Origin of the sequence: Allobosea sp. BK604, from assembly GCF_004341515.1 — a bacterium.
Lineage (GTDB): Bacteria > Pseudomonadota > Alphaproteobacteria > Rhizobiales > Beijerinckiaceae > Allobosea.
In genome coordinates this window covers 147,692-173,245 of the sequence record NZ_SLZF01000005.1, presented here as the reverse complement: position 1 = coordinate 173,245, position 25,554 = coordinate 147,692, and the positions used below count along the sequence as shown (strand labels likewise).

The 25,554-nt window shown below is 67.1% G+C and carries 16 protein-coding genes; 5 read left to right on the top strand and 11 right to left on the bottom strand.

The genetic code is table 11. The features are described from left to right. The 3 genes from ugpA to EV560_RS16675 all read right to left on the bottom strand — a co-directional run bounded on the left by ugpA (position 1) and on the right by EV560_RS16675 (position 3,552). On the bottom strand, positions 1–885 hold the full coding sequence (gene ugpA / locus EV560_RS16685) for a sn-glycerol-3-phosphate ABC transporter permease UgpA (RefSeq protein WP_131856918.1): 885 nt from the start codon (positions 883–885) through the stop codon (positions 1–3). 163 nt (positions 886–1,048) lie between these two features. Then, positions 1,049–2,359: a sn-glycerol-3-phosphate ABC transporter substrate-binding protein UgpB gene (gene ugpB / locus EV560_RS16680; RefSeq protein ID WP_131856917.1), complete on the bottom strand. Its 1,311-nt coding sequence runs from the start codon at positions 2,357–2,359 to the stop codon at positions 1,049–1,051. Beyond that, a complete protein-coding gene (locus tag EV560_RS16675; RefSeq protein ID WP_131856916.1) occupies positions 2,356–3,552 on the bottom strand; it encodes a mandelate racemase/muconate lactonizing enzyme family protein in 1,197 nt (398 codons plus the stop codon). Before EV560_RS16675 ends, ugpB begins: the two co-directional genes overlap by 4 nt. A 105-nt stretch (positions 3,553–3,657) precedes the next feature. On the opposite strand from EV560_RS16675, the gene EV560_RS16670 reads away from it, so the two are divergent. After that, positions 3,658–4,563 (top strand): LysR family transcriptional regulator, encoded by a 906-nt coding sequence (locus tag EV560_RS16670; protein ID WP_131856915.1) that lies wholly within the window; start codon positions 3,658–3,660, stop codon positions 4,561–4,563. A 181-nt stretch (positions 4,564–4,744) separates the two neighbouring features. Here the strand turns inward: EV560_RS16670 and EV560_RS16665 are convergent, their stop codons facing one another. Next, positions 4,745–5,314, bottom strand: coding sequence for a hypothetical protein (locus tag EV560_RS16665; protein ID WP_131856914.1), 570 nt, complete (start codon positions 5,312–5,314; stop codon positions 4,745–4,747). A 388-nt stretch (positions 5,315–5,702) separates the two neighbouring features. Here EV560_RS16665 and EV560_RS16655 point away from each other — a divergent pair, with 388 nt between their 5' ends. Then, the gene (locus EV560_RS16655; protein WP_165923505.1) at positions 5,703–13,202 is read left to right on the top strand and encodes an autotransporter-associated beta strand repeat-containing protein; all 7,500 of its coding nucleotides are present in this window, start codon (positions 5,703–5,705) and stop codon (positions 13,200–13,202) included. Between the two features lie 201 nt (positions 13,203–13,403). Here EV560_RS16655 and EV560_RS16650 read toward each other — a convergent pair whose 3' ends face one another. Continuing rightward, positions 13,404–14,315 (bottom strand): LysR substrate-binding domain-containing protein, encoded by a 912-nt coding sequence (locus tag EV560_RS16650; RefSeq protein WP_131856912.1) that lies wholly within the window; start codon positions 14,313–14,315, stop codon positions 13,404–13,406. A gap of 183 nt (positions 14,316–14,498) precedes the next feature. On the opposite strand from EV560_RS16650, the gene EV560_RS16645 reads away from it, so the two are divergent. Then, a complete protein-coding gene (locus tag EV560_RS16645) occupies positions 14,499–14,744 on the top strand; it encodes a DUF1127 domain-containing protein (protein WP_165923504.1) in 246 nt (81 codons plus the stop codon). 125 nt (positions 14,745–14,869) lie between these two features. Here EV560_RS16645 and ilvA read toward each other — a convergent pair whose 3' ends face one another. The 5 genes from ilvA to EV560_RS16620 form a co-directional block, all read right to left on the bottom strand. Next, positions 14,870–16,402 carry a threonine ammonia-lyase, biosynthetic gene (gene ilvA / locus EV560_RS16640; RefSeq protein ID WP_131856910.1) on the bottom strand — a complete coding sequence of 511 codons (1,533 nt, stop codon included), beginning with the start codon at positions 16,400–16,402 and terminating at the stop codon, positions 14,870–14,872. Positions 16,403–16,512: 110 nt separating this feature from the next. Beyond that, entirely contained in the window at positions 16,513–17,862 is a 1,350-nt protein-coding gene (locus tag EV560_RS16635; protein WP_131856909.1) for an MmgE/PrpD family protein, read from the bottom strand. 53 nt (positions 17,863–17,915) lie between these two features. Beyond that, positions 17,916–19,430, bottom strand: coding sequence for a tripartite tricarboxylate transporter permease (locus EV560_RS16630; RefSeq protein ID WP_131856908.1), 1,515 nt, complete (start codon positions 19,428–19,430; stop codon positions 17,916–17,918). A 3-nt stretch (positions 19,431–19,433) separates the two neighbouring features. Next, positions 19,434–19,934, bottom strand: coding sequence for a tripartite tricarboxylate transporter TctB family protein (locus tag EV560_RS16625; protein ID WP_165923503.1), 501 nt, complete (start codon positions 19,932–19,934; stop codon positions 19,434–19,436). 152 nt (positions 19,935–20,086) lie between these two features. Next, positions 20,087–21,067, bottom strand: coding sequence for a Bug family tripartite tricarboxylate transporter substrate binding protein (locus tag EV560_RS16620; protein WP_165923502.1), 981 nt, complete (start codon positions 21,065–21,067; stop codon positions 20,087–20,089). Positions 21,068–21,281: 214 nt separating this feature from the next. Here EV560_RS16620 and EV560_RS16615 point away from each other — a divergent pair, with 214 nt between their 5' ends. After that, positions 21,282–22,181, top strand: coding sequence for a LysR family transcriptional regulator (locus EV560_RS16615; RefSeq protein ID WP_131856905.1), 900 nt, complete (start codon positions 21,282–21,284; stop codon positions 22,179–22,181). Positions 22,182–22,496: 315 nt separating this feature from the next. Then, the gene (locus EV560_RS16610; RefSeq protein ID WP_131856904.1) at positions 22,497–24,683 is read left to right on the top strand and encodes an anthranilate synthase component I; all 2,187 of its coding nucleotides are present in this window, start codon (positions 22,497–22,499) and stop codon (positions 24,681–24,683) included. A 41-nt stretch (positions 24,684–24,724) separates the two neighbouring features. Here EV560_RS16610 and EV560_RS16605 read toward each other — a convergent pair whose 3' ends face one another. Continuing rightward, a complete protein-coding gene (locus EV560_RS16605; protein WP_131856903.1) occupies positions 24,725–25,519 on the bottom strand; it encodes a shikimate dehydrogenase family protein in 795 nt (264 codons plus the stop codon). Positions 25,520–25,554: the final 35 nt, after the last annotated feature.

Genomic DNA, 25,554 nt, shown 5'->3' with positions numbered 1-25,554 from the left:
TCAGTAATGGATGTTGCGTTCGATGTAGCGGAACTGGATCAGGGTCAGTGTGCCGACCAGCGCCATCAGCACGACCGACTGCGCCGCCGAGCTGCCGAGGTCGAGCGCCTCGAACCCGTCCTGGTAGATCTTGTAGATCAGCGTCGTCGTCGCCGTGCCCGGCCCGCCCGCGGTCGTCGCGTGGATCACGCCGAACGTGTCGCAGAAGGCGTAGACGAGATTGGTGACGGCGAGGAAGAAGGTCGTCGGCATCAGCAGGGGCAGCACGATCACGCGGAAGCGGGTGAAGCTGCCCGCGCCGTCGAGCGAGGCTGCTTCAAGCAGCGATTTCGGGATGGTCTGCAGCCCGGCCAGGAAGAACAGGAAGCTGTAGGCCACCTGTTTCCAGGCCGAGGCGATGATCACCAGGGTCAGCGCCTGGCCGCCATTGAGATAATGGTTCCACTCGATGCCGAGCGCATTGAGCCCGCGCGCGAACAGGCCGATCGTCGGGTTGAACAGGAACCACCAGAGCACGCCGGCAATGGCGGGCGCGACGGCATAGGGCCAGGTCAGCAGCGACTTGTAGATGGTGGCGCCCTTGACCACGCTATCGGCCAGCGCCGCGAAGAGCAGCGCGAGCGCCATGCAGAGCACGGTCGTCGCCAGCGCGAAGACCAGCGTCAAGCCGAACGCGGTCGCATAGGCCGGGTCGCCGAACAGCCTCGTGAAATTGTCGAGCCCGACGAATTCCTCGCCGAGGCCGAAGGCATCCTGCCGGAACAGGGCGCTGCGCAGCGACTGGAAGGCCGGCCAGACGAAGAAGACGATGGTGATGGCGAGCTGCGGCGCGAGCAGCAGCGCCGGCACAGCCATGCCCGGGAAAGTGACGCGCTTGCCGCGCATGAACCGTGACCTCGCTTGAAAAGGGCGGCGGATGAACCCGCGGCCCCCTGGAGCATTTTCGAGCGAAGTGGAGACCGGTTCGCGTGAAGAAAATGCGTCAATACAAAGAGATAGAGAATTTCCGCGATTCAGAGAAGCGCGGAAATTCTCTGGTAAGTCCCGATCAGGAGTTCGACTTCTGGAACTGCCGCAGCAGCTCGTTGCCGCGCGAGACCGCTGAGTCGAGCGCCTGCTGCGGCGTCTTCTTGCCCTGCAGCGCGTTCTCGATCTCCTCCTCGACGATCGCGCGGATCTGCACGAAATTGCCCAGCCGCAGGCCCTTGGAATTATCGGTCGGCGGGTTGAGGTTGATCTCCTTCACCGCGACATCGGTGCCGGGGTTCTTGTCGTAGAAGCCCTGCTGGCGCGAAAGCTCATAGGCGGCGGTGGTGATCGGCAGATAGCCGGTCTGCTGGTGCCACCAGGCCTGGACCTCGGGCTGCGACAGATAGGCGAAGAACTGGGCGACGCCCTTGTAGTCGGCCGGCTTCTGGCCGCGCATCACCCACAGGCTGGCGCCGCCGATGATCGAGTTCTGCGGCGCGCCCTGCACGTCGGCGTAATAGGGCAGCAGCGCCATGCCGACATCGGCCTTCATGTTGGTGACGATGCCGAGACGCGCCGCCGCCGACGAGACGGTCATGGCGCATTCGCCCGAGAAGAACTTGGTCTTCGAATTGTCGCCGCGGCCACCATAGTCGAACACCTTGGTCTTCTGCCAGTCGACCAGGTTCTGCAGGTGCTTGACCTGCACCGGCCCGTTCAGCTTCAGCTCGGCATCGAGGCCGTCGAGCCCGTTCGCCTTCGTCGCGATCGGCTGGTTGTGATAGGCCGAGAAATTCTCGAACTGCATGAAGGACGGCCATTCCGTCGTGAACCCGCAGGAGACGCCGGCCGCCTGCAGCTTCTTGGCGTAGCTCTCGACATCCGCGAAGGTTTTCGGCGGCGAGTTCGGGTCGAGCCCGGCCTTCTTGAACAGGTCCTTGTTGTAATAGAGGATCGGCGTCGACGAGTTGAACGGGAAGGACAGCATGTTGCCCTTCACATCGGAGAAATAGCCGGAGACGGCCGGCAGGTAGCTCTTCGGCTCGAAGGGAACGTTGTTCTCCTTCATCAGCTCGTAGACCGGATAGATCGCGCCCTTCGCCGCCATCATCGTCGCCGTGCCGACCTCGAAGATCTGCAGGATGTGCGGCGGCTGCTTGGCGCGGAAGGCCGCGATGCCGCCGGTCATGACCTCAGGATAGGTGCCCTTGTAGACCGGGACGATCTTGAAGTCCTTCTGCGTCGCGTTGAAGTCGTTGGCGAGCTTCTCGACGCGCTGGCCCATCTCGCCCGCCATCGCGTGCCAGAACTGGATCTCGGTCTGCGCCAGGGCCGGGCTCGCCGCCATGAGCGCTGCGCCCAACCCCAATGTTCCAAATATCGTCCTCATGGTCTCTCTCCCATCGCTCGGTATTGTTTGATGTCTGCTGGCTGTGCGCGGCCGAGCTCGCCGCGCGTCATCAGGAAGGGCTGCAGCTCGCGCTCCGCGATCTCGAAGCCGAGGCCCGGGCCTTGCGGCACCGGCATCGTTCCGTCCGCCAGCACGGGACAGTCGATGAAGGCGTCGCGCAGCCGGTTGTCGGAGGCGTCGAACTCGAAGAAGGGGAAGCGCTGGCCGGGCCGCGTGCGATCCGGCAGCACGGCAGCGAAATGCAGCGAGGCGGCGAAATTGACGGCGCTGCCCCAGACATGCGGCGCGACCGGGACATTGAACGCCTCCGCCAGTGCGGCGATACGCAGGCCCTCGGTCAGCCCGCCGCACAGCGCCAGATCGGGCTGGGCGATGGCGAAGACCCCGGCCGCGAGGAAGTCGCGGAAGCCGGCCATGCTGTAGAGGGATTCGCCGCCCGCCAGCGCCAGGCGCGTCTTGCCGGCGACACGGCTCCAGGACGGCAGGTCGTCGTGCAGGACCGGCTCCTCGAGCCAGATCAGGTCGCAATCCTCGACCTTGCCGGCGAAATCGAGCGTCTGCGCTATATCGCCGGCCTCGTTCATGTCGACCATCAGGCCGATATCGTCGCCGATCGCGTGGCGGACGGCTTTCACGATCGCGGCGTCCTCGCGGGCGCCGATCCCGGCCCGGATCTTCACGTTGCGGAAGCCGCGTTCGAGATAGAAGCCGACCTCGTCGAGATAGTGGCCATAGGGCTCTTCGCCCGGCTTGACGAAGGGGCCGCTGGCATAGCTCGTCACCCGGTCGCGCAGCGCGCCGCCCAGGGCTGTGGCGAGCGGCACGCCCTCTGAGCGCGCGCGGGCATCCCAGACCGCCATGTCGAGCGCGGCGATCGCCATGTTCGACAGGCCGCGCCGGTCGTTGACGATGAAGCGGGCGAGCTTGCGCCAGATCCGCTGCGGCGCCTGCACATCCTCGCCGAGCAGGGCCGGCCCGAGCGTGGCCTGGATCAAGGCCGCGGCCGGGGCGGGTAGGGCCCAGGTCTCGCCCCATCCGACCGCGCCGCCGCGGGTGGTGAGCTTCACCAGCAGCGTCTCGCGGCGCTGGAAGAAGCGGGCAGCGTTGCCGATGCGCTCGGGGAGCTCATAGCCGAGATGGAAGAGTTCGATGCGGTCGACGACGGTGTCCAAGGGCTGTCCTGCGCGGCGGTGACGTAACGCGACGGGACGCTAAGGGCTTTTGCAAAGCCAATCTAATTTGATTATTTGAGGCTAACTGATTTGGATTCTCAAATTATGCGCTTCACGATCGCGCAGCTCGAAGCCTTCTTCTGGACCGTGCGCCTGGGCTCGCTCGGCAAGGCCGCCGGCCATCTCCACATGTCGCAGCCGACCATCTCGCTGCGGCTGCGCGATCTCGAGCAGGCCCTCAATGTCAAGCTGTTCCAGCGCAACGGTCGCGGACTGGCGCCGACGGCCGACGCGCTTGCGCTCCTGCCGCGCGCCTCGGCGCTGCTGGAGGAGGCTGACCGGATCATGCTGCAGACCGATCCGGCGACCGTGACCGGCAGCATCCGGGTCGGCTTCGCCGAGGGCTTCGCGATGACCTGCCTGCCCAGGTTGCTGGAGACTGTGCGGACCGACTATCCGCTGCTCAAGGCCGAATTCGTCGTCTCGATCAGCTATGAGCTCGAACGCGAGCTGAGCGACCGCCGGCTCGATCTCGCCGTGCTGGTCAATCCGACCGGGCGGCCCGGCATGCGCCTCGTGCCGCTCGGCATCCAGGACACGGCCTGGGTCGCCGGCGTCAACTGGGGCCTTCGCGACAACGTCGCCCCCGCCGAACTGCACCGCCTGCCGATCGTCAGCAATCCGCCGCGCTCCGCCATGTTCCGCCAGATCAAGGACTGGTTCGCGACCGCCGGGATCGAGCCGCTGCGCCACGACATCTGCAGCAGCGTCGCCGTCATCGGCCATCTGGTCTCCTCGGGCGCGGCGCTCGGCGTCCTGCCCGTCCGGATGATGGAGCCGGACGTCGCCGCCGGCCGCGTCCAGATCCTCCGGCCGGTGCCCGACCTGATCCATGGCCGGGTCTATGCGAGCTATCCGGAAGGCGGGCTGACCTCTCCCGTCGATGCGATGCTCAAGTCGATCCAGAAGGTGCTGGACGCGATCGACTATCTCAAGGTCGATCGCAGTTGAGGCGGGGCGATATCGCGTGGTGGCACCGGTGCGACGGCGAGCGCTCATACCGAAACGCTCCATTTGCGGATATTAAGTCACGGCCCGGAAGCGGACACTTCGCGCTCATTGGCATGGCAACTCTCGATCCATGCCTGGAGCGACAGCCATCGACCCGCCAGAGCATTCCCAGCCTGCTCGCCTAAGGCCGCTTCAGGCTTGTGGCGATCCCCGTCGAGAGTGCGGTGGCACCAGATACGTAATAGAGCGTCTCGAAGGGCGACTTGCTCGACAAGTCGGCGCCGGCTGATGCGCCCATCTCGGAATACACGGAAGCCATCTGAGCCGTGCCGCGAGGCGACCGCGCCTGATGAAAGCCTAGCCCGGATTGGCCTTTGGGGCGGACGCCTTCAGCGATCCGCTCACCACCGACGTAGTAGCGTTGCGCACCGGCGGCAAAGAGCAGGGTGCACGCACTTCCGCAATTGCTTCCAGAGGCGTTCACCACTGTCGATGCGCCGGCCGCCCTGATAGACCGGGCCATCGCGATCGCCGCGGGAAGCCCACCTTCGCCTGCGCCCGGGCTCGACAAAACCACCGTTCGGTAACTGCCCTGCGGAGCCGCCTGTTCAAAGGCGATATCATCGCCTGGCCCGATAAGGCCGCGCACCGTGACCGTGGTGCCTTGCCGTGTCACCTGTGCAGCTCCGGCAGGGCCGGCGACCGAGATTGCCGCTATTGTGAGCCCCAAGACCGCGATCACACTCTTCATCGTATTCCCCAACGTCGTCGATCGCCGCCCATAGGACTTGGAGCCCGGTGCGCGAGTCGGTCAAGAGGCGCGCAAGCTGCGTTGCGCTGTAGCCTATGCCTGAACGCCAAGCTGGACCGGCGGCAAAGTCGCTCGGCAGAGAGCGGGAGGGCCGCAGCGCTTCGATTGGACGGCGCCGTCGCCGCGCGCGAAAGCCTCGATGGCTTGGCACGGATGCGGTTGAGCCGGTCCTTCCGTTACCCAACGGCAACACTAGCCCCCAAAGCGGAAAACCAGAGGATTGCGAACGGCCGTTCAAAGCTGTCCGGGCGCACGCACCGCTAGACTGCCGCTGATTCTCCCGCGGCATGGCGTCGGTTGGTTGAATCCGATGTCTGGGGGGATTTCGGTGAAGCGCGCGCAAGTTGATCAGGCGGCCGTCCGTGGCAAGTCGTCCGTGGGCCGCCCGGCGGTTTCGAGCAAGTCGCGGCTCTGCCTCGCGAAGCGTCGCCGTGACCTGCTTGGGACATCATGCCTCGCGCCGGTCCTGCTGCTCGCGATGGTGGCGGCCGCAGGCGTCCTGACGATCTCGCCGGCCCGGGCCCAGACGCTGCCGCCGGATGGATCTGGGGGCGGGCACAGTGGGGGCGGCTTCAGCAACGGCGGCGGCGGTGGCGGTGGCGGCGGTGCCGGGTTGCAGCTCACCACCTCCAACGGCCTCAGCGTCACCGTGACAGGCGGCGCCGGTGGTGCGGGCGGCGGTGAAGGTTTGTCCGGTTCCGCGGGAGGCAGCGGGAGCGGCACGGCCGGCGGCATTGGCGGCGCGGGCGGCGGTACCGTGGGCGGATCGGGTGGCACCGGCGGCGGCGGCGCCAGCGGCGGGGCCGGGGCGGCAGATAACGGGATCGACGGCGGCCTGGGCGGTGGCGGCGGCGGCGGCGCAGGCCTCGTCATCAACGGCGCGTCGTTGGTCATCACGAGCAGCGGCGCCGTGACCGGCGGTGCCGGCGGCGCCGGCGGCGGCGCGAATTCTTCCTTCAGCGGCTATCTGGGCAATGGCGGCGCGGGCGGCGCGGGCATCGCCTCGGCGAGCACCGGTTTGCAGGTCTCGAACAGCGGAACGATCACCGGCGGCGCCGGTGGCGATGCCGGTTTCCTCGGCTTTCTGGGATCCGGCGCCATCAACGGCGTGGGCGGTGCGGGCGGTGCCGGCGTCTCCCTGTCGGGGGATTCCGTGACATTCACCAACACCAGCACGGTGCGCGGCGGCGCCGGCGGCCTATTGAACACGATCAATTCCTTCACCGGCAGCGGTGTGGGTGGTGACGGCGGCGCGGGCCTGGTCATCGCGGGGGCGGGCGGGATCGTCAACAACAGCGGGACGATCCTGGGCGGCGCAGGCGGCTACGATGTCGACTCGAATGTCACACAGGGCGGAGCCAGCGGCGTCGGCGTGAGGCTGAGCGGCAGCGGCACATCGCTCGCCACCGGCACTGTCCTGACCAATAGTGTTACGGGCGTCATCACCGGCGCGAGCCGGAATCTGAGCACCGCGGCATTCGGGTCGGACAATGGCGCCGCGGGCGTCTCCATCACCGGGGATTACAACTCCCTGTACAACGCCGGAACGATCAACGGCGGCAGCGCGGGCATATCAGGCGTGGCGGGCGTTCTCGTCACCGGCAGCAACAATCTCATCGTCACCAGCGGCACGATCAACCGTGGCGCCACAGGCGTCCCGTCCGTCCAGTTCGACGGCAACAACAACACGCTGGAATTGCGCGCCGGCTACGCCCTCAATGGGGGCGCCAAGGTGAACGGAACGGGCGGTACGCTCGCCCTCGGCGGGACGACCAATGCTGTGCTGGATGCGAGCCGCATCGGCTCCAGCAGCAACGGCTTCACCGGATTCTCCGCCTACACGAAGACCGGCACCTCCACCTGGTCGCTGAACAACGCCAATGTCGCCGTCGGCGATTGGAACGTGCAGCAAGGCACGCTGGCGCTGAATAACGGTGCCCAGTGGACTGGCAATATCGATGTCGCATCCGGCGCAACCTTGTCCTTTGGGGCGACGTCGGTGGCGAACAGTGTCGCCGGCACCGTGACCATCGCTAATGGCGCGGCTTTGGCAGCGACGACCGCCAATCCCAATACCCAGCTGAGCGGGCTGGCGCTGAACGGCACGTCAAACCTCAACATGACGGTGACACGGGCCGGCAACACCACGCCGCTGGCAACGGCGACCAGCCTGACGCTCGACGGCACCCTCAATATCACCAACAGTGCCAACTCGCTGGCGGCGGGCACTTATCGCCTGTTCAACACGTCCGTCTTGACGGACAATACGATCGTCATCGGCACCGCGCCGATCCAGTTCGCTTATCAGATCGACACGAGCACCAGCACGCAGGTCAACCTCGTGGTCGAGCCCAATGTCGGCTACTGGAACGGTGCGCACAGCGTGGCGAACGGCATAGTCAACGGCGGCTCGGGCGTCTGGAAGAACTCCCTGAACAACTGGACCAACGCCACCGGCATCGTCTCGAAGACATGGGGCGGATACGAAGCCTATTTCCAGGGTGACGCCGGCACGGTCAGCATCGACAATGGCGGTGTCACTGCCTATCTGCTGCATTTCCTGACAGACGGCTACGTGGTGAACCTTGATCCGCTCACACTCGCCAGTGTCAGCGCCGCCAAGCCCATCGTCGAGGTGACCTCGGGCGCGACCGCCACCATCCAGTCGGTGATCGAGGGCACGGCAGGCCTCGACAAGACCGGGGCCGGCACGCTGGTCCTCAGCGGCACCAACACCTATACCGGCAACACCACCATCAGCGCCGGCACCCTGCAGATCGACGGTACGGGTTCGATCCTCGGCAATGTCGCCAATAGCGGCACGCTGGTCTTCAGTCCCTCGAGCGACCTGACCTTTGCGGGCAACATCACCGGCGCCGGTTCGCTGACCAAGAGCGGCGCCGGCAAGCTGACCCTATCCGGCCTCAACACCTATTCCGGCACCACGACCATCTCCGCCGGCACGCTGCAGATGGATGTGGGCGGCAACCCGGTCCTGAGCGGCGCCGTGGCGAATTCCGGTGCCCTGATCGTCAACGCGAACACGGTCACCCCCAGCGGATTGACCATCAGCGGCGTGATCTCCGGCCCGGGCACGCTGACGAAGAACGGCACAGGCGCCCTCAAGCTCACGGCCGACAATACCTATACCGGCCTGACGACCGTGACTGACGGCGTGCTGTATGTCGGCTTTGGCACCACCACCGGCGCAATCGCTGGCGATATCGTCAACAATGCACCCGTCATCGTCGGCGGCGTGAACAGTGGCAAGGGCGTCGCGTTCTTCCGCACCAATGCGAGCACCTATGGCGGCGTGATCTCCGGCACCGGGCAAGTGGGCGTTGGCGGCGGCGGCAGCCTGACCCTCACGGGCGAGAATACCTATACGGGCGGCACCTTCATCACCGGCGCCACCTTGATCATCGGCGATGGCGCCACCTCCGGTTCGGTGGTGGGCGATATCCAGACCAGCTTCCCGTCGAACCCCGCCGGCACCGTGGCGTTCAACCGCTCCGATCTCGTGACGTTCCCGGGAGCCATTTTCGGCACCGGCGGCCTCGAGCAGCGCGGCACCGGCACGCTGCTGCTGACCGGAGCCAACACCTATGGCGGCTCGACGGTGATCACCCGGGGCACGATCCAGGTCGGCGACGGCATATCGGGCTCGCTTCCCACGGCCACCAATGTGACCAATGACGGGGCCCTGGTCTTCAACCAGGGGGCCGATGCCACGCTGTCGGGCGTCATCAGCGGTACCGGCTCGGTGACCAAGATGGGCTCGACCACGCTCACCCTCACCGGGCTGAGCACTTATAGCGGCGCCACCAACGTGATGGCCGGCGAGCTGCTCGTCAGCGGCGCGGGCGCAGGCATCGGTGATCTGAGCGCGGTGACGGTGGCGTCGGGAGCGACATTCCGCATCGCCAATCATGACGAGACGATCGGCTCCCTGGCCGGGGCCGGCAACGTGACCGTGGGCGCGCGCCAGTTGACGGTCGGCGGCGACAACACCAGCACCACCTATTCCGGCGCGATGGCCGGTTCGGGCGCGATCAGCCTGGTGAAGGCCGGCAGCGGTACCATGACGCTGTCCGGCACCAATACCTATACCGGCGCGACGCAGGTCAATGGCGGCGAGCTGCGGGTCAACGGCTCGATCCAGGGCGCGGTCGGTGTCGCCAGCGGCGCGACGCTGTCGGGCTCGGGCGCGATCGGCGGAGCCGTGACGGTCGCCTCGGGCGGCACGCTGTCGGCGGGTAGCTCGCCCGGCACACTGACCGTCGGCTCGCTGGTGCTGGACAGCGGCTCGAACACCGTGTTCGAGCTGAACAATCCCGGTGCGATCGGCGGCCCCGGCAATGACTACGTCATCGTCAACGGGGTCGGCGCAGCCGGCAACCTCGCGCTCGGCGGCACGCTGACGGCCAATGTCGGCTCGGCCGGTTACTACCGCCTGTTCGACGTCACCGGCGGCGGCACGGTCAGCGGCAGCTTCGACACGCTGGCATTGACGGCACCCTCGGTCGCGGGCGCCGTCGGCACGGTCTACAACGCGCCTTCGGGCGCGCCGACGCAGGTCAACCTCTCGGTGCTCGGCACCGGCCAGACGATTCAGTTCTGGGATGGCGGCGACCAGCTCGGCAACGGCACCGTCGATGGCGGCGCCGGGACCTGGAGCGCCGGCAACGCGAACTGGACCGGCGCGCCGGGCCAGGCCGATTTCAACGCGCCCTGGGCGGGCTCGGTCGGCGTCTTCCAGGGCACGGCCGGCGCGGTCACGGTCGCGGGCACGCAGAGCTTCGACACGCTGCAGTTCAACAGCGACGGCTATGCGCTCAGCGGCGGTTCGCTGAGCTTCGGCGTCGCCGGTGGCGGTACGATCAACATCTCGGCCGGCGTCACCACCACGATCGCCTCCAGCCTGGTCGACGGCACCGGCAGCGGCCTGACCAAGGTCGGAGCCGGCACGCTCGTGCTCTCCGGCAGCAACAGCTATACGGGCGGGACGACGATCGCCGGCGGCACCCTCTCGGTCTCGTCCGACGCCAATCTGGGCGACGCAGCCGGCGCAGTGACCTTCAACGGCGGCACGCTCGCGACCACGGCGAGCTTCGACACGACCCGTTCCGTCACGCTCACCGGAGCGGGCGGCGTCGATGTGTCGACCGGCACCCAGCTGGGGCTGGGCGGCCCTGTCTCCGGCCCAGGCAGCCTGGCCAAGCTCGGGGCAGGCACGCTCGTGCTCTCCGGTGCGAGCAACTACACCGGCGCGACACTGGTCCAGGCCGGTACCTTGCGGGCCGGCGCGGCCGGCACCCTCGCATCGGCCTCGGCCTTCAGCGTCAGCGCAGGCGCCACGCTCGACCTCGCCGGATTCGACCACAGCATCGCCTCGCTCGAGGGCGCCGGCGCCGTCACGCTGGGGGCTGCTACGCTGTCGCTCGGCTCGAACGGCCAGGACACCGCCTTCTCCGGCGCGATCACCGGCAGCGGCGGCCTGACCAAGACCGGCGGCGGCAGCCTCAGCCTCTCCGGCAGCAACGGCTATGCCGGCGCGACGTCGGTCCAGGCCGGCACCTTGCGGGCCGGTGCGGCCGAGGCTTTTGCTTCCGGCTCGGCCTTCAGCGTCAGCGCAGGCGCCACGCTCGACCTCGCCGGGTTCAACCAGGGGATCGGCTCGCTCGCCGGCGCCGGTTCGGTCACGCTCGGCGCGGCCACGCTGACCACGGGTTCGAGCAACGCCTCGACCACCTTCTCGGGCGCGATCTCCGGCACGGGCGGGCTCACCAAGACCGGCACCGGCGCCTTCACCCTGTCCGGCGTCAACACCTATACCGGCACGACGAAAATCGACGCCGGCACGTTGACCGTGATGGGCGGCAGCGCGATCAGCGATCAGGGCCGGGTCACGATCGCCAGCGGCGCGACGCTCGACGTCGCCCAGAGCGAGACGATCGGCTCGCTCGTCGGCGATGCCGGATCGATCGTCACGCTCGCCGCGGGCCAGACCCTGACGACCAGCGACAATAGCGGCGCGAGCTTCGCCGGCGCGATCGCCGGCGCGGGCGATTTCAAGCAGGATTTCGTCGGCAAGACCACGGTCTCCGGCACGAGCAGCTATACCGGCGCCACCTTCGTGACGCGCGGCACGCTGGTGGTGAACGGCTCGATCGCCTCCTCCTCCGGCCTGACGGTCGATGCCGGCGGGACCATCGCCGGTTCGGGTCAATTGCCGTCGACAGTGGTCAACGGCACGATCTCGCCCGGCAACTCGCCCGGCACGCTGACCGTGAACGGCAACCTCACGCTCGGTGCCGGCTCGCTGTATCTCGCCGAGATTCAGGGCGCGGTCTCGGACCGGGTCAACGTCACCGGCACGGCCTCACTCGCCGGCACGCTCCGGATCGTGCCGCTCGGCGGCTCCTACGTGTTCTCGACGCCCTACACGCTGCTCTCGGCCCAGGGCGGCCGCAGCGGCACCTTCGGCACCGTCGACACGACCGGCAGCTTCGGCGACGGCGTCGCGACCACGGTCGCCTATACCGCGAGCGACGTGCAGCTCACCCTTGCGCCGAAGCCGCTGGCGCCCATCGTCGATCCCGTCGTCCCGCCGACGGAGCCGCCGGCTACGCCTGGCGTGACGCCGGCCGAGCCGGGCTCGCGCCTCGGTGTCGGCCGCCCTGCGAACGCCTATGCGGTCGCGGCCGGCATCGACCGGGCGGTGGCGGCCGGCGCCAACCCGTCGGCGCTGTTCGGCCTCTACAACCTGCCTGCCGCCGCCATCCCCGCCGCGGTCAACCAGCTCTCCGGCGAGGTCCACACCGCAGCGCCCGCCATGGCGGTCTCCGCCGCCGACCAGTTCCTGCGCGCCATGCTCGATCCGTCCGCGGCCGGGCGGCTCGGCGAGGCCAGCCCGGCACCGGGCGCCGCCACGTTCTCCGGCAGCGTCACCAAGGGCCATGACGTTCCGGTCGTTCTCAACCCGCCGCGCTACTCGGTCTGGGGCGCGGCCTTCGGCTCGGTCGGCCGCACCGATGGTGACGTACGCGCCGGCTCGGCGAGGCGCGACCTCGACGACGCGCATCTCGCGGTCGGCGCCGATGTCAGGCTGGCGCCCGGCACCGTCGCGGGCTTCGCCGTCGCCGGCGGCAGCGCGCGGACCTCGCTGGCGGGCGGTCTCGGCAAGGCCGATGCGGAGGCCTTCCAGGCCGGCCTCTACGGAATGACCCGGCTCGGCCCGATCAACCTCGCCGCCGCGCTCGGCTATGCAAGGCTCGAGAATGACGTGAACCGCTCGGCCCCGGCGCTCGGCAGCGCGCTGTCCTCGTCCTATGTCACCACCGCCTGGAGCGGCCGATTCCAGGCCAGCGCCGCGGTCGCGAGCTGGAACGGCCTGACCCTGTCGCCGCTGGCGGCGCTGCAGGCAATCCAGGTGCGCAGCCCCGGCGTCGCCGAGGCGAGCTGGTCCGGCGCCAGCGCCGGCGCGCTCAGCCTCGCCCGGCGCAACGAGGTGACCTCGCGCTCCGAGCTCGGCCTGCAGCTCGACGTCCAGGCCATGCTCGGCGCGACCCCGGTCTCCGGCTATGTCCGGGCGAGCTGGGCGCACTACTTCCAGCGCGACGCCGACCTCTCGGCGAGCTTGATCGGCCTGCCCGGCGCCAGCTTCGCCGTCCAGGGCGCCAAGCCGGCGCGCAACGCCGCCCTGATCACCACCGGCTTCGACGTCAGGCTGACCCCGAACGTCACGCTCGGCGCCCGCTTCGACGGCGAGCTCTCCGGAACGACGAACCGATACGGCGGATCAGCACAGCTCAAAGTCAGCTTCTGAGGCCGGGCGGCAGCGTACAACGCCTCCTTTTGCGAGGCCGATCCTACCGCCCTCTGCAGACGCTCCTGACGTCTGCGGGGGCGCCAGGTGCGGATTTGGGCTCATCCCGGAAGCGGCATCGGCTCCTCAAAGCAAGGCGATGGGGTGGACGCCCGCTGACAGCTTCGACGTGCCAAAACGGTGGCGCGCGGCGCGGCGTTCTCAGGTCGCCTCTCGCCCGCGCTCACCATCACCGTCGACTTGCTCCAGCTCTGCCTTGAGCCAGCCGATGAATGCCCGGGCCGGCTCCTGAGCGGCCCGGTCGGAGAGCCGGATCGCGGCGAATCCGCCGGGGAAGGAGGCCCAGCCGCAAGGCGCCAGGAGCTTGCCTTGCTCGATCTCGGACAGGACCAGGTGGCGCTCGACCAACGCGACACCGATACCGGCCAATGCCGCTTCGATGCAGAGATAAGTGTGCGGGAAAGTGCGCTCGCTTGCTGCCGTGACGCGCAAGCCGGATAGCGCCTCCCAGTTCTTCCACGCAAGCGGATTGTAGTCATGCGCGATGCGAGAGGGCATGGCAAAGCTGCCGGGCTCGATCGCGACGGCGCAGCCGGGCGCGCAGACCGGTCCGAAGGCGACGTCCGCCAGGCTCACCGCCCGGTCCGGATCGCGGATGGGGGACGCCAGGCGGTCCCAGGTCAGCATGATATCGGCGTCGTCCTCCCGCGTGTCGCGGGGAGACGACATCGACAGGCGGATCAGGATATCGGGATGCGCGCGATAGAAGTTGCCGAGACGCGGCACCAGCCAGCGCATTGCGAAGGTCGCCGAACAGGCCACGTGGATGCTGGCGCCCCTGGCATCGTCCCTCAGCTTTCGGTAGCCGCGCTCCAACGTATCGAACGCCTCCGCGACCGTGCGCTGGAAGGCTTGCCCCAGGGGCGTCAATTGCAGGCCCGTGCCCTTCTTCTCGAACATGGCGACGCCGGCATGCTGCTGCAAGGCGCTCAACTGGCGGCTGACCGCTCCATGCGTCCTGCCGATCTCGCGGGCGGCACGGCCGACGGAGCCGAGCCGAGCCGTGGCTTCGAACGCCTTCAAGGCCGATAGAGGCGGTAGAGAGCGGGCCATCTGCGAGGCTTCCTTCGTCAGCGATTCTCACCAAGAGCTGCGAATTTGTCGATGGCGCGATTCGCTTCGGCAAGTGCATAGGTCTCCAGCGCGACGCAGGCAATGATGCTCGTGGCGACAGGGGAGGCTCGCATGGATCATATGCGGTTCGCGTCGGGGAATGATCCTCGAACGCCTCGGGTCATGAGGCTGCCGCTGCTGCGTGAGCTTTACTCACAGCCAACACCTGCGCGCGCTGCCATTGCCTCATCGCGGGCAGGCCTGTGGACGGGCCTCGTCACGCTGGTCCGGATCTGGCTTCGGCGCCATCGGGAGCGGCGGGACTTCGGACACGAGCTGCATGCGATGCCGGACGAGACCCTCGCCGATTTCGGCTTGACCCGGAGTTTGGCCGAAGCCGAGCTCGCCAAGCCCTTCTGGAAATCCTGAGGTCACGCAGAAACCTCCAGCGCTAACGACGAACCCTCGCGTCGCCAGCGTCCGGACCGGCACCATCGACGGCTCGATCGCGGCTTATCTTGCCCGGCGCGACGTTGATGTCTGCGTCTTCGATGTCACCTAACGCGCGCAGGCATGCTCGACAGGAAGGATCGATAGGCGGGGTTGGCCGTCTCGTCCCAATAGGGATAGCCGAGCGCGTCCAGGTTATGGGTCAGCTTCGCCCGCTCCTTTGCGGGGATCTGGATGCCTGCGAGCACCCGCCCATAATCGGCGCCATGATTGCGATAGTGGAACAGCGAGATGTTCCAGCTGCTGGAGAGGGAGTTCAGGAATTTCAGCAGCGCGCCCGGGCGCTCGGGAAACTGGAAGCGATAGATCATCTCGTCGTCGAGCCCGCCGGAGCGGCCGCCGACCATGTAGCGGACATGCAGCTTGGCGAGCTCGTTGTCGCTCATGTCGAGCACCGCATAGCCTTGCTCGACGAGCATGGCGATGATCCGGCGCTTCTCCTCGTCACCTTCGTTCAACTGCACGCCGACGAAGATCCGCGCCTCCTGCGGGTCGCTGTAGCGGTAATTGAATTCGGTGATGGCGCGCTTGCCCAGCAGCCGGATGAAGTTGCGATAGCTGCCCGGCCGCTCGGGAATGGTGACGGCGAGCAGCGCCTCGCGCTGTTCGCCGATCTCGGCGCGTTCGGCGATGTGGCGCAGCCGATCGAAATTCATGTTGGCGCCGCTATTGATCGCGACGAGCGAATGCCCCCCCACCGCGCCGCGTGCGGCATAGGCCTTGAGCCCGGCCAGGCTGACCGCGCCCGCGGGCTCGGCCACGGCGCGCGTATCCTCGAAAATGTCCTTGATCGCGGCGCAGATCTCGTCGGTCGAAACCGTGATCACCTCGTCCAGCAGGTCGCGGCAGAGCCGGAAGGTTTCTTCCCCGGCCTGGCGCACCGCAACGCCATCGGCAAAAAGGCCGACCTGATCGAGCACCACGCGCCTGCCCGCGGCGATGGCGCCGGCCATCGAGGCGGCTTCGTCGGGCTCGACGCCGATCACCTTGATGTCGGGTCTCAGGAATTTCGCGTAAACTGCGACGCCCGCAGCAAGACCTCCGCCACCGACGGGAACGAAGATCGCTTCGAGCGGGTCCGGATGCTGGCGCAGGATCTCCATGCCGACCGTGCCCTGGCCGGCGATGACATCGGGATCGTCATAGGGGTGGATGAAGGTCTGGCCCTTCTCGGCCTCGACATCGCGGGCATGCGCATAGGCGTCGTCGAAGCTCTCGCCATGCAGGAGCACATGGCCGCCGAGCGCGCGCACGGCCTGGACCTTGATATCGGGCGTGGTGCGCGGCATGACGACCGTCGCCCGCAGGCCCAGCTTGCGGGCCGCGAGCGCGACGCCCTGCGCATGATTGCCGGCAGAGGCGCAGATCACGCCGCGCTCGCCCAGCTCCGGCGAGAGCTGGACCATCTTGTTATAGGCGCCGCGCAGCTTGAACGAGAAGACGGGCTGAAGATCTTCGCGCTTCAGGCTGACACGCGCTCCGAGCCGGGAGGACAGCCGCGGCATGCGGTCGAGCGGGCTTTCGATCGCGACGTCGTAGACACGCGCGCCGAGGATCTTGCGGATGTAGTCGTGCATGCCGTGTCCTAGAGCATTTCCGCGTTTCTCCAAATCGCGAAAATGCTCTGGCCACTTGTCTTATCGCAGTTCCTTCACGCGAACCGGCATCCGCTTCGCGCGAAAATGCTCTATGCGGCACAAAGCTCCCGCAGATCCGTCAGCTGCTCCAGCCGGCGCAGGCGCGACAGCAGGGCCGGTGCGCGCTCGCCGAGGCTGCCGGTCGTCGCCAGGAACTTCTGGTCGAATTCCTCGTCCGACATCGGGTCGCTCGGCGCGCCCCTGAAGTCGCGGCGGGCATTGCTGAGCTCGCGCCCGTCCTTCAGCACGATGCGCATGCGCGTCGCCCAGGCGAAGCCGGGCTGGAGGCTCTCCTCGTTCAGCGTGACATGGACCTTCTGCGCCAGCGCGACGATGCCGGCATCCTCATGCGGGTTGTTGAGGAACGAGTTGGGATCGCCCGGATCGCGATAGGCCGTCGTCGCCAGGCAGAAGGGCAGGCTGTACTGCACCGTCGTGATGTCGCTCGCCTTGGTCAGGTTGTGATGGCTCAGCACCTTCTCGCTGCTGGCGACATGGATCTCGGCGATGTCGTCGCCGCCGAAGCCATGCGCCGTCTTGAGCTCGTCGAGGGCGCGGACGGGAGTGTGAGCGGTGATATGGCAGGGATAGCGCTTGGTGCAGATGCGCGCAGTCTCCCAGGTCTCGCCCAGCCCGGCGAAGAGCGCCTCCATCTTGGGGCTGCGCGTGAAGGCCTCGAAGAAGCCGAACTTGCCCTCGAACACGACGGAAGGCCCCTGGAACCCGCCTGCCGCGAGCCGGGCGGCGAGCACGCCGCCTTCGGAGGCGCGGCCGGTATGGAGCCGCTTGACCATGCCGCCATTGCCGGCCTTGGAAAAGGCGAGGAGGCCCGAGCAGAGCGAGCCCGCGATGCCGAAGGCCTGCGCCATCTGCTCGGCGGAGAGGCCGATCAGGCGTCCGGCCGCGATCGCCGAGCCGAAGGTCCCGGTCAGGCCGGGCGAGTGGAAGCCGAGCTTCTCGGCGGTGTTGTCGGCGGCGAGCCCGATCCGGGACATCACTTCGGAGGCGGCGACGAAGGCCGTGATCACCTCCCGCCCGCTGGAGCCCCGTTCCTCCGCCATGGCGAGCAGCGCCGGTGCGATCGTCGAGCCGTGGTGCACGCCTGCGCTCGGCTGCCTGAGATTGTCCATCTCGAAGGCGTGCGCCAGCGTCCCGTTGGCCAGCGCCGCGAAGGGCGTGGCGACCTTGGCCTGCGTGCCCATGATCGTGCTGGTGCCGGCGGCGCCATAGGCTGTCGCGTAGTCGATGACGATCTGGCTCCAGGGCAGGGTCGAGCCGAAGACCATGACGCCGACGGAGTCGATCAGGGCGTTGCGCGTCACCGCCACGATGCTCTCGGGGATATCCTCGTAACGGAGGTCCACGGCGAATTGCGCGAGAGTCAGGCTGAGCGACGACATCAAGGTCTCCGGAAGGCGATGAGCTGAGGCAGGGAAAATGTGAGGGCGCGCGATCAGGCCGCCGGCAGCCCAGGCGCCGCGCGCCGCCGGTTTCGCAACCGGCGCAGCAGCGGCGACAGCAGGATCAGCGCTGCGAGCACGAGCAGAACGGCAGAGATCGGCCGGGTGACGAGGATCGACGGGTCGCCGTTCGACATGGTCAGCGACTGGCGCAGGGCGCGCTCCATGGCGTCGCCCAGCACGAAGCCGAGGATCAGCGGTGCGGCCGGGAAGCCGAGCTTCTGCATGCCGTAGCCGAGCAGGCCGAATGCGGCGAGCAGGCCGACGCCGAACATGTTGCCGGAGACGCTATAGGCACCGGCGATGGCGACGCCCATGATGATCGGGAACAGCACATAGAGCGGAATGCGCAGGATCTGCGTGAACAGCCCGATGAGCGGCAGGTTCATGATCAGCAGCACGACATTGCCGACATACATGCTGGCGACGAGCCCCCAGAAGATGTCCGGCTGCTGCGTCATCAGCAGCGGGCCGGGCTTCACGCCCCAGAGCACGAGCGCCGACATCAGGATCGCCGTCGACGAGCCGCCGGGGATGCCGAGCGTCAGCACCGGCAGCAGGGCGCCGCCCGTATCGGCATTGTTCGCGCCCTCCGGCGCGGCGAGGCCCTCCGGCACGCCGGTCCCGAATTTCTCCGGATGGCGCGAGACCGCCTTCTCGACGCCATAGGCGACGAAGGACGAGATCGTCGAGCCGGCCCCGGGCAGGACGCCGATGATGAAGCCGGTTACCGAGCCGTTGAAGAAGGCGAAGCGGCAGGCTTTCAGCTCTTCGAGGCTGGGCAGGAGGTTCCTGAAGCCTTTCGGGATCGTCAGCAGGCGGACGCGTTCGCGCGCCTCGATGCTGAGCATGATCTCGGAGATCGCGAAGACGCCGATCGCGAGCGACATGAAGTCGATGCCGTCGAGCAGCGAGGTCTGGCCGAAGGTGAATCGCGTCTGTGCGGTGAAAAGGTCGGTGCCGATGCTGGTCAGCCAGAGGCCGAGCAGCAGCGAGAGCATGGTCTTGACGAGGTCGTCGCCCGCGAGCAGCACGACGAGCGACAGGCCCATCAGCATCAGCGCGAAATATTCGGGCGAGCTGAAGGAGAGCGCGAAATCGGCGATGGGCGGGGCGAGGAAGCTCAGCAGCACCACGCCCACGGTGCCGGCGACGAAGGACGAGATCGCGGCGATGCCGAGCGCCGGGCCGGCGCGTCCCTTGCGGGCCATCTCGTAGCCATCCATGCAGGAGATGACCGAGGAGGCTTCGCCTGGCATCTTCAGCAGGATCGAGGTGGTCGAGCCGCCATATTTCGCGCCGTAATAGATGCCGCACAGCATGATGATGCCGCCGGTCGGATCCATGTTGTAGGTGACGGGCAGCAGGATCGCGATGGTCGCGGCGGGGCCGAGGCCGGGAATGATGCCGATGACGGTGCCGAGGAAGCAGCCGACGAAGCACCACATCAGGTTCGCGGGCGCCAGCGCAACCCCGAAGCCGTGGGCGAGACCGGAGAGGACGTCCATGGCTCAGCGACCTCCGATCAGGCCGGCCGGCAGGTCGATGTCGAGCAGGACCTGGAACAGGACATAGAGGCCGAGCGCGATGCTCGCCGACGAGATCAGGCTCGCCAGCAGCGGCCGGCGGAAGACGATCTTGGCCACGAAGAAGGACAGGCCGAAGCAGCCGGCCGCGAAGCCGGCGAGCGACATGACCGGGACGGTCACGGCAAGCGCCAGCCAGGTCGCGAGCGCCGCCTGCGTGCCGCCGCCTTCACCATCCGCTTCGGCATCGTCCTCGGCCGCCTCGGGCGGGGCGGCCACGGGCCGCGGCCCGCGCATGCCGCGCAGGAAGAGCCAGAGCGCCGCCGGCAGCATCACGGCCGCGTAGATGATCGGGAAGAAGCCGGGACCCGGCCCCATCTCGCCGAGCACGCTCCAGTGCAGCGAGGCCGAGATGATGTAGACGCTGAGCAGCGCCAGGATGAGGCCGGAGATCACGTCCCCGAGTGCGAGCTTCTGGCTCAGCATGGTGTCGTTCCGAGATGGCGGGCTGGCGCAGGATCCGGGCCGGCTTCCCCCGAGGAGAGGCGCGGCCCGGTCTTGGCTGGAAGCGGGGCGCTCGCGCATCGGCATGAAAACCGGATTGCGGTTTTCGGAGAAGCCGATGCGAGAAAGATGACCTAGCGGATGACTTCGATATTCGCGCTCTTCAGCGCGCTGCGGGTGCCATCGGCGATTTTCGCGAGGAAGTCGGCGAGATCGTTGGCGGCGATATAGGAGGTCTGGACGCGCGTCTCCTCGACGTACTTCTTCCAGCTCGGCGTCTCCACGACCTTCGCGAAGAGCTTGCGATAATACTCGGCCGCGGCGGGCGACATCTTGGGCGGGCCGACGATGCCGCGCGGCTGCAGCGGGATGCGGATGTCGTAGCCCGCCTCCTTGATCGTCGGGACGTCCTTCGGGAAGGTCGGGATGCGCTCGTCCGAGACCTGGGCCAGCGCCCGCAGCTTGCCGGATTCGATGAAGTCGCCGACCTCGGAGCCATCCAGCACGAGCGTCTCGACATGGCCGCCGAGGATCGCCGAGAGCCGCTCGCCGCCGCTCGGGAAGGAGATCAGCGGCCACTGGGCGCCGGTATTGGCGACGAGGATATGGCGCAGCATCGCGTCGCGGCCGAGCGGGGTGCCGCCGGCCTGCTTGTACTTGTTCGGCGCGGCCTTCGCGGCGTCGATGAAATCCTTCAGCGTCTTGAAGGGCGAGTCGGCCCGCACCACGAGCAGTGCCGGCTCGAAGATCAGGTTGGCGAGCGGCGTCAGTGATTGCAGCGAGGTCGTCGCATCCTTCTGGACCAGATAATCCGTCGTCCAGTTGCTGGCATAGACGGCGAGCGTGGTGTCGTCGCCTTCCTTGCTCGCGACGAAGTTGATCGCGTTGGTGCTGCCGCCGCCGGTCTTGTTGACGACGACGAAGCGGGCCGGGCTCAGCTTCTCTTTCTCGATCACGTTGATGACCGCGCGCGCGAAGGCATCGCCGCCGGCGCCGGGGCCGGTATGGACGACGACGTTGACGGTGCGCCGCGGCGTCCAGTCCTCGGCATGAGCCGCGCCCAAGCCTGCACATAGCGCGAGCATGGCGCCCGCCAATCTCTTCAGCACAGCCATGATGTTCCTCTCCTGGATCGCGCCAGCTCGTGGGCGTCTGTTATTCTCGTCGCGTCGGATGCGGAGGGAGCCGCTCCCGCGGTTCGGACGGCATTCGCACGATCCGCGGGTGGCCTCGCTCGACGAAGCGATCGCGGCAATGTGGGCTCGCCGCGGCATTCTTGTGAAATGAATTTATTTGCAAATTTGATGCAGATTACGCATCAGCCGCGACATGAATATCTCGTTCCCCGACCTGCGCAGCTTCGTCGTGCTCGCCCATAGCGGCAATTATCATCACGCGGCGCTGGCGCTGGCCGTATCGCAGCCCACTCTGACGCGCCGGATCCAGAAGCTGGAGCAGACGCTCGGCGTCCAGCTCTTCGACCGTGACACGCGCAATGTCGCGCTGTCGCAGGTCGGGCGCGAGTTCCTGCCGAAGGCGCAGGCGCTGCTCGAGGAATTCGACAGTTCCCTGCTGTCGATCTCGGCCATGGCCGAAAAGACGGCCGGCCAGATCACGGTCGCCGCCGTGCCGACCGCCGCGCATTATTTCCTGCCGCGGGTGCTTGCGACCTATGCGACCCAGTATCCGCGGATGCGGGTCAGGATCGTCGACGAGCCGGCCAATGTGGTGCTGACCCAGGTCCTGGCGGGCGATGCCGATATCGGCCTGGCGTTCGGCCGCAATCTCGGCGACGACATCGATTTCGAGATGCTGATGGACGATCCCTATGTCGTCGCCTGCCGTCCGGACCACGCTCTCGCCGCCAAGGAGCGGGTCGCCTGGTCGGAACTGCGCCCCTATCCGCTGATCGTGCCGGGCAGCAAGAACGGCAACCGACTGCTGATCGATCTCAACCTGCTGCAGGACCGCTCGCCCTCGAACTGGCTCTACGAGGTCCAGCACCTGAACTCCTCGCTGCCGCTGGTCGAGGCCGGGCTCGGGATCAGCGTGGTCTCGACATTGCTGCGGCTGATCAACCACAACCCCAACATCGTCTTCAGACCGATCGTCGACCCGACGCTGTTCCGTGGCGTTGGAATCCTGAGAAAGCGCAACTCCGCGCTCTCGCCCGCCGCGCAGGCTTTCTACACGACGTTGAAGGCGATCTGGCTCAAGTCGCGGGGCTAGGCGTGGCCGGGTCTGTTGCGTTGGTCGCGGGACTATCCCGTCGAGCCATGACCGCAGGCGCTGAATGGATGAGATGAGCGACATTCGAGTTGCGCAGCCCCGAGCTCGGGGCTAACCCTATGCGTGATGAACATTTCGAACACGATCTTCGACGGAGTTTGGTGGCGGCCCTGAAGGGCGGCCTCGCGCATAGTTTGTCTTGCGTCGAAGAGTTGGGCCGCCGGGATGACCGGGCGGCCTTTTTTGTTCGGTGATCCATGTGGCGCGTGAAGCCTGCGAAATGCTCAGCCACCGCAACCCGCCAGGAAATCTACAATGGATCAGAAGCTTAACGAGGGCGAAGCCCTGACTTACAGAACCGGTGGCGGCTTACAGGTCGAACGAAGCCGACATGATATCCCCTACGCGACCGCGCTCAGCAGTTATATTGACGCCCTCGATTCCCGGCGCGGTGCCCTGTTCTCGTCGAATTACGAGTTTCCCGGCCGCTATCGCCGCTGGGACACCGCAATCGTCGATCCCCCGCTTGCGATCACCGCGCGCCAGCGTGAGATGCGCATCGAGGCGCTCAACCCACGCGGTGAGATTCTGCTTCACCCCATCGTCGAGGCGCTGCGCGCCTTGCCCGAGATTCATTTTTCGCGCTGCGACGCCGCTCTCCTGGAGCTTTCGGTCGAGCTTCCCACGCAGGCCTTCGCAGAGGAGGAGCGGTCTCGCGTCCCCTCGGTGTTCACCGTGCTCAGGGCCATCGTCGCCGTGTTTTCCTCGAAGGAGGATCCCAATCTCGGCCTTTACGGGGCCTTCGGCTATGACCTCGCGTTCCAGTTCGATCCGATCGACCTCAAGCTCGCGCGCTCGGCCGGGCAGCGTGACCTCGTGCTCTTCCTGCCGGACGAGATTTGCGTGGTGGATCACTACACCGCCAAAGCCTGGGTCGACCGGTACGAATTCAGCTATGGCGACCAGAACACTGGCGGATTGGCGCGCGGGACGTCCGCCCTCGAATTCGCGCCCTCGAACCAGCCAGTGCCGAGGGGCGATCATCAGCCGGGCGAATATGCCCGCCTGGTGGAGCGCGCCAAAGGCAGCTTTCAGCGCGGCGATCTGTTCGAGGTCGTTCCCGGGCAGATTTTCTACGAGCGCTGCGGCGCCGCGCCTTCGGCGATCTTCCGCCATCTGGCCGCGACGAATCCGTCGCCCTACTCGTTCTTCATCAATCTCGGGGAGGCGGAGTATCTGGTTGGCGCTTCGCCCGAAATGTTCGTGAGGGTGAGCGGCCGTCGCATCGAAACCTGTCCGATCGCGGGAACAATCAAGCGCAGCCAGGACGCCATGTCCGACTCCGAGCAGATCATCAAGCTGCTCAATTCGAAAAAGGACGAGGCCGAGCTCACGATGTGCTCGGATGTCGACCGGAACGACAAGAGCCGCGTCTGCGAACCGGGCTCCGTTCGTGTCATCGGCCGGCGTCAGATCGAAATGTATTCCCGGCTCATCCACACCGTCGATCATATCGAGGGCAGGCTTCGGGATGGCATGGACGCCTTTGACGGCTTCCTGAGCCATGCCTGGGCCGTGACGGTCACCGGAGCGCCCAAGCTATGGGCGATGCGCTTCATCGAGGAAAACGAGAAGAGCCCGCGTGCCTGGTATGGCGGCGCGGTCGGAATGATGTTCTTCAACGGCGACATGAACACCGGCCTGACATTGCGCACCATCCGGATCAGGGACGGCGTTGCGGAGGTGCGCGCCGGCGCGACGCTGCTCTTCGATTCCGACCCGGCCGAAGAGGAGGCCGAGACCGAGCTGAAAGCGTCCGCGATGATCGCCGCCATCAGGCAAGCCAATGCGGCGGGCCGCCCGGAGGCGGCGGCGTCCATTCCTCGACGGGGCGATGGCCTGTCGGTGCTTCTGGTCGACCATGAGGACTCCTTCGTCCACACGCTCGCCGATTACTTTCGCCAGACCGGGGCCAGCGTCGCGACATTGCGAAGCCCTGTTCCCGAAAGCCAGCTCGACGCGATCGCCCCGGATCTGATCGTTCTCTCGCCGGGCCCGGGCCGACCGGGGGATTTCGACTGCCAGGCGACCATCGAAAAGGCGCGAGGCCGCGGCATCCCGATTTTCGGCGTATGCCTGGGTCTGCAGGCCCTGGCGGAAGCCTATGGCGGCACGCTTGCGGAGCTTTCCGTCCCGGTCCACGGAAAGCCGTCACGGATCGCGATCCTGAAGCAGGGCCGCCTTTTCGAAGGGCTTTCCGATCCCATCACCGTCGGCCGCTATCACTCCCTTCATGCCGACAGGGACGCGCTGCCGCCCCAACTGATCGTGACGGCGCTGTCCGAGGACGGGGTCGTGATGGCGATCGAGCATGAGACGGAGCCGGTCGCGGCTGTCCAGTTCCACCCGGAATCCCTCATGACATTCGGGCAGGGGGCTGGTCAGTCGATTGTGGAGAACGTGATCAAGAACCTGGCAAAGCGGAAAGCGGCGATGAGCTGACGCACGACCTTGCGCGGGGCCGCGTTGTCGTGCCCCGCGCACTAGCCGCCGGTGAGAAACCGAAGCATGCGCCCTTCGAGGGCCTCGTACATCTCGCTGCCCGACACTGTCATGCAGCCGAGCTCGCGGGCATGGGCGATCAGAGGCGTGATTGCTGGCTCGGTGACCGCGCAGCCGACGAATGCCTGCGCAGACAGGCTTCCAAGGTCGATCGCGGATTCGGCGAAGCCTCTCATTCCAGCCGGCGAAGCATTCACGATAACATCGAGCCCGGTTGCATCCGCGCTGCCGGCAGTGACATTCGGCGAGATCGGCCGCAATTTCGAAATCAGCGCGTCTCGCCTGCCGGGATCCTCGTCATGCACGCGGAGGGAATGGACACCCGCTTCCAGCAGGGCCTCGGCGATGGCGGAGCCCGCACCGCCCGCTCCGGTGACGAGGGCCCGTCGACCGAGAAAATCGCAGCCCTTGCGATGTGCCGCCTCGACGAAGCCGATACCGTCCAGCATGTCACCGTGCCAGCTCCTGTCCGGATTGCGCCGCATGACATTGACCGCCTGCAAGCGGCGCGCCCGCTCGCTGATGCTGCTGCAATGAGCCAGGCACGCGAATTTGTGCGGTAGCGTCACGACGATCCCGTCGAGATTCCCGACCGCGCCGAGAGCGTCCAGAAAAGCGCTCAACCGGTCCGCGCCGATCTGCGCCGGGGCGACGATCGCGTCGATGCCGGCGGCCGCGAAGGCCTTCGACAGGCCGGAAGGCGACTTAACCTGGGCAATGGGATCGCCGATGATCAGGTTCAATCGGGTCGCGCCGGAAATCCTGATATCATGCATGCGCGGCTCCAGGGTTGCACGTTCCGGCGCTCAGG

What these genes read in the sequence shown, in the direction of transcription:
- EV560_RS16635 (WP_131856909.1), bottom strand. Translation starts at nt 17,862, where the DNA reads ATGTCGTCGCTCAGCCTGACTCTCGCGCAATTCGCCGTGGACCTCCGT.
- ilvA (WP_131856910.1), bottom strand. Translation starts at nt 16,402, where the DNA reads ATGCACGACTACATCCGCAAGATCCTCGGCGCGCGTGTCTACGACGTC.
- EV560_RS16665 (WP_131856914.1), bottom strand. Translation starts at nt 5,314, where the DNA reads ATGAAGAGTGTGATCGCGGTCTTGGGGCTCACAATAGCGGCAATCTCG.
- EV560_RS16645 (WP_165923504.1), top strand. Translation starts at nt 14,499, where the DNA reads ATGAGGCTGCCGCTGCTGCGTGAGCTTTACTCACAGCCAACACCTGCG.
- EV560_RS16670 (WP_131856915.1), top strand. Translation starts at nt 3,658, where the DNA reads ATGCGCTTCACGATCGCGCAGCTCGAAGCCTTCTTCTGGACCGTGCGC.
- EV560_RS16630 (WP_131856908.1), bottom strand. Translation starts at nt 19,430, where the DNA reads ATGGACGTCCTCTCCGGTCTCGCCCACGGCTTCGGGGTTGCGCTGGCG.
- EV560_RS16625 (WP_165923503.1), bottom strand. Translation starts at nt 19,934, where the DNA reads ATGCTGAGCCAGAAGCTCGCACTCGGGGACGTGATCTCCGGCCTCATC.
- EV560_RS16605 (WP_131856903.1), bottom strand. Translation starts at nt 25,519, where the DNA reads ATGCATGATATCAGGATTTCCGGCGCGACCCGATTGAACCTGATCATC.
- ugpB (WP_131856917.1), bottom strand. Translation starts at nt 2,359, where the DNA reads ATGAGGACGATATTTGGAACATTGGGGTTGGGCGCAGCGCTCATGGCG.
- EV560_RS16620 (WP_165923502.1), bottom strand. Translation starts at nt 21,067, where the DNA reads ATGGCTGTGCTGAAGAGATTGGCGGGCGCCATGCTCGCGCTATGTGCA.
- EV560_RS16610 (WP_131856904.1), top strand. Translation starts at nt 22,497, where the DNA reads ATGGATCAGAAGCTTAACGAGGGCGAAGCCCTGACTTACAGAACCGGT.
- EV560_RS16650 (WP_131856912.1), bottom strand. Translation starts at nt 14,315, where the DNA reads ATGGCCCGCTCTCTACCGCCTCTATCGGCCTTGAAGGCGTTCGAAGCC.
- EV560_RS16615 (WP_131856905.1), top strand. Translation starts at nt 21,282, where the DNA reads ATGAATATCTCGTTCCCCGACCTGCGCAGCTTCGTCGTGCTCGCCCAT.
- ugpA (WP_131856918.1), bottom strand. Translation starts at nt 885, where the DNA reads ATGCGCGGCAAGCGCGTCACTTTCCCGGGCATGGCTGTGCCGGCGCTG.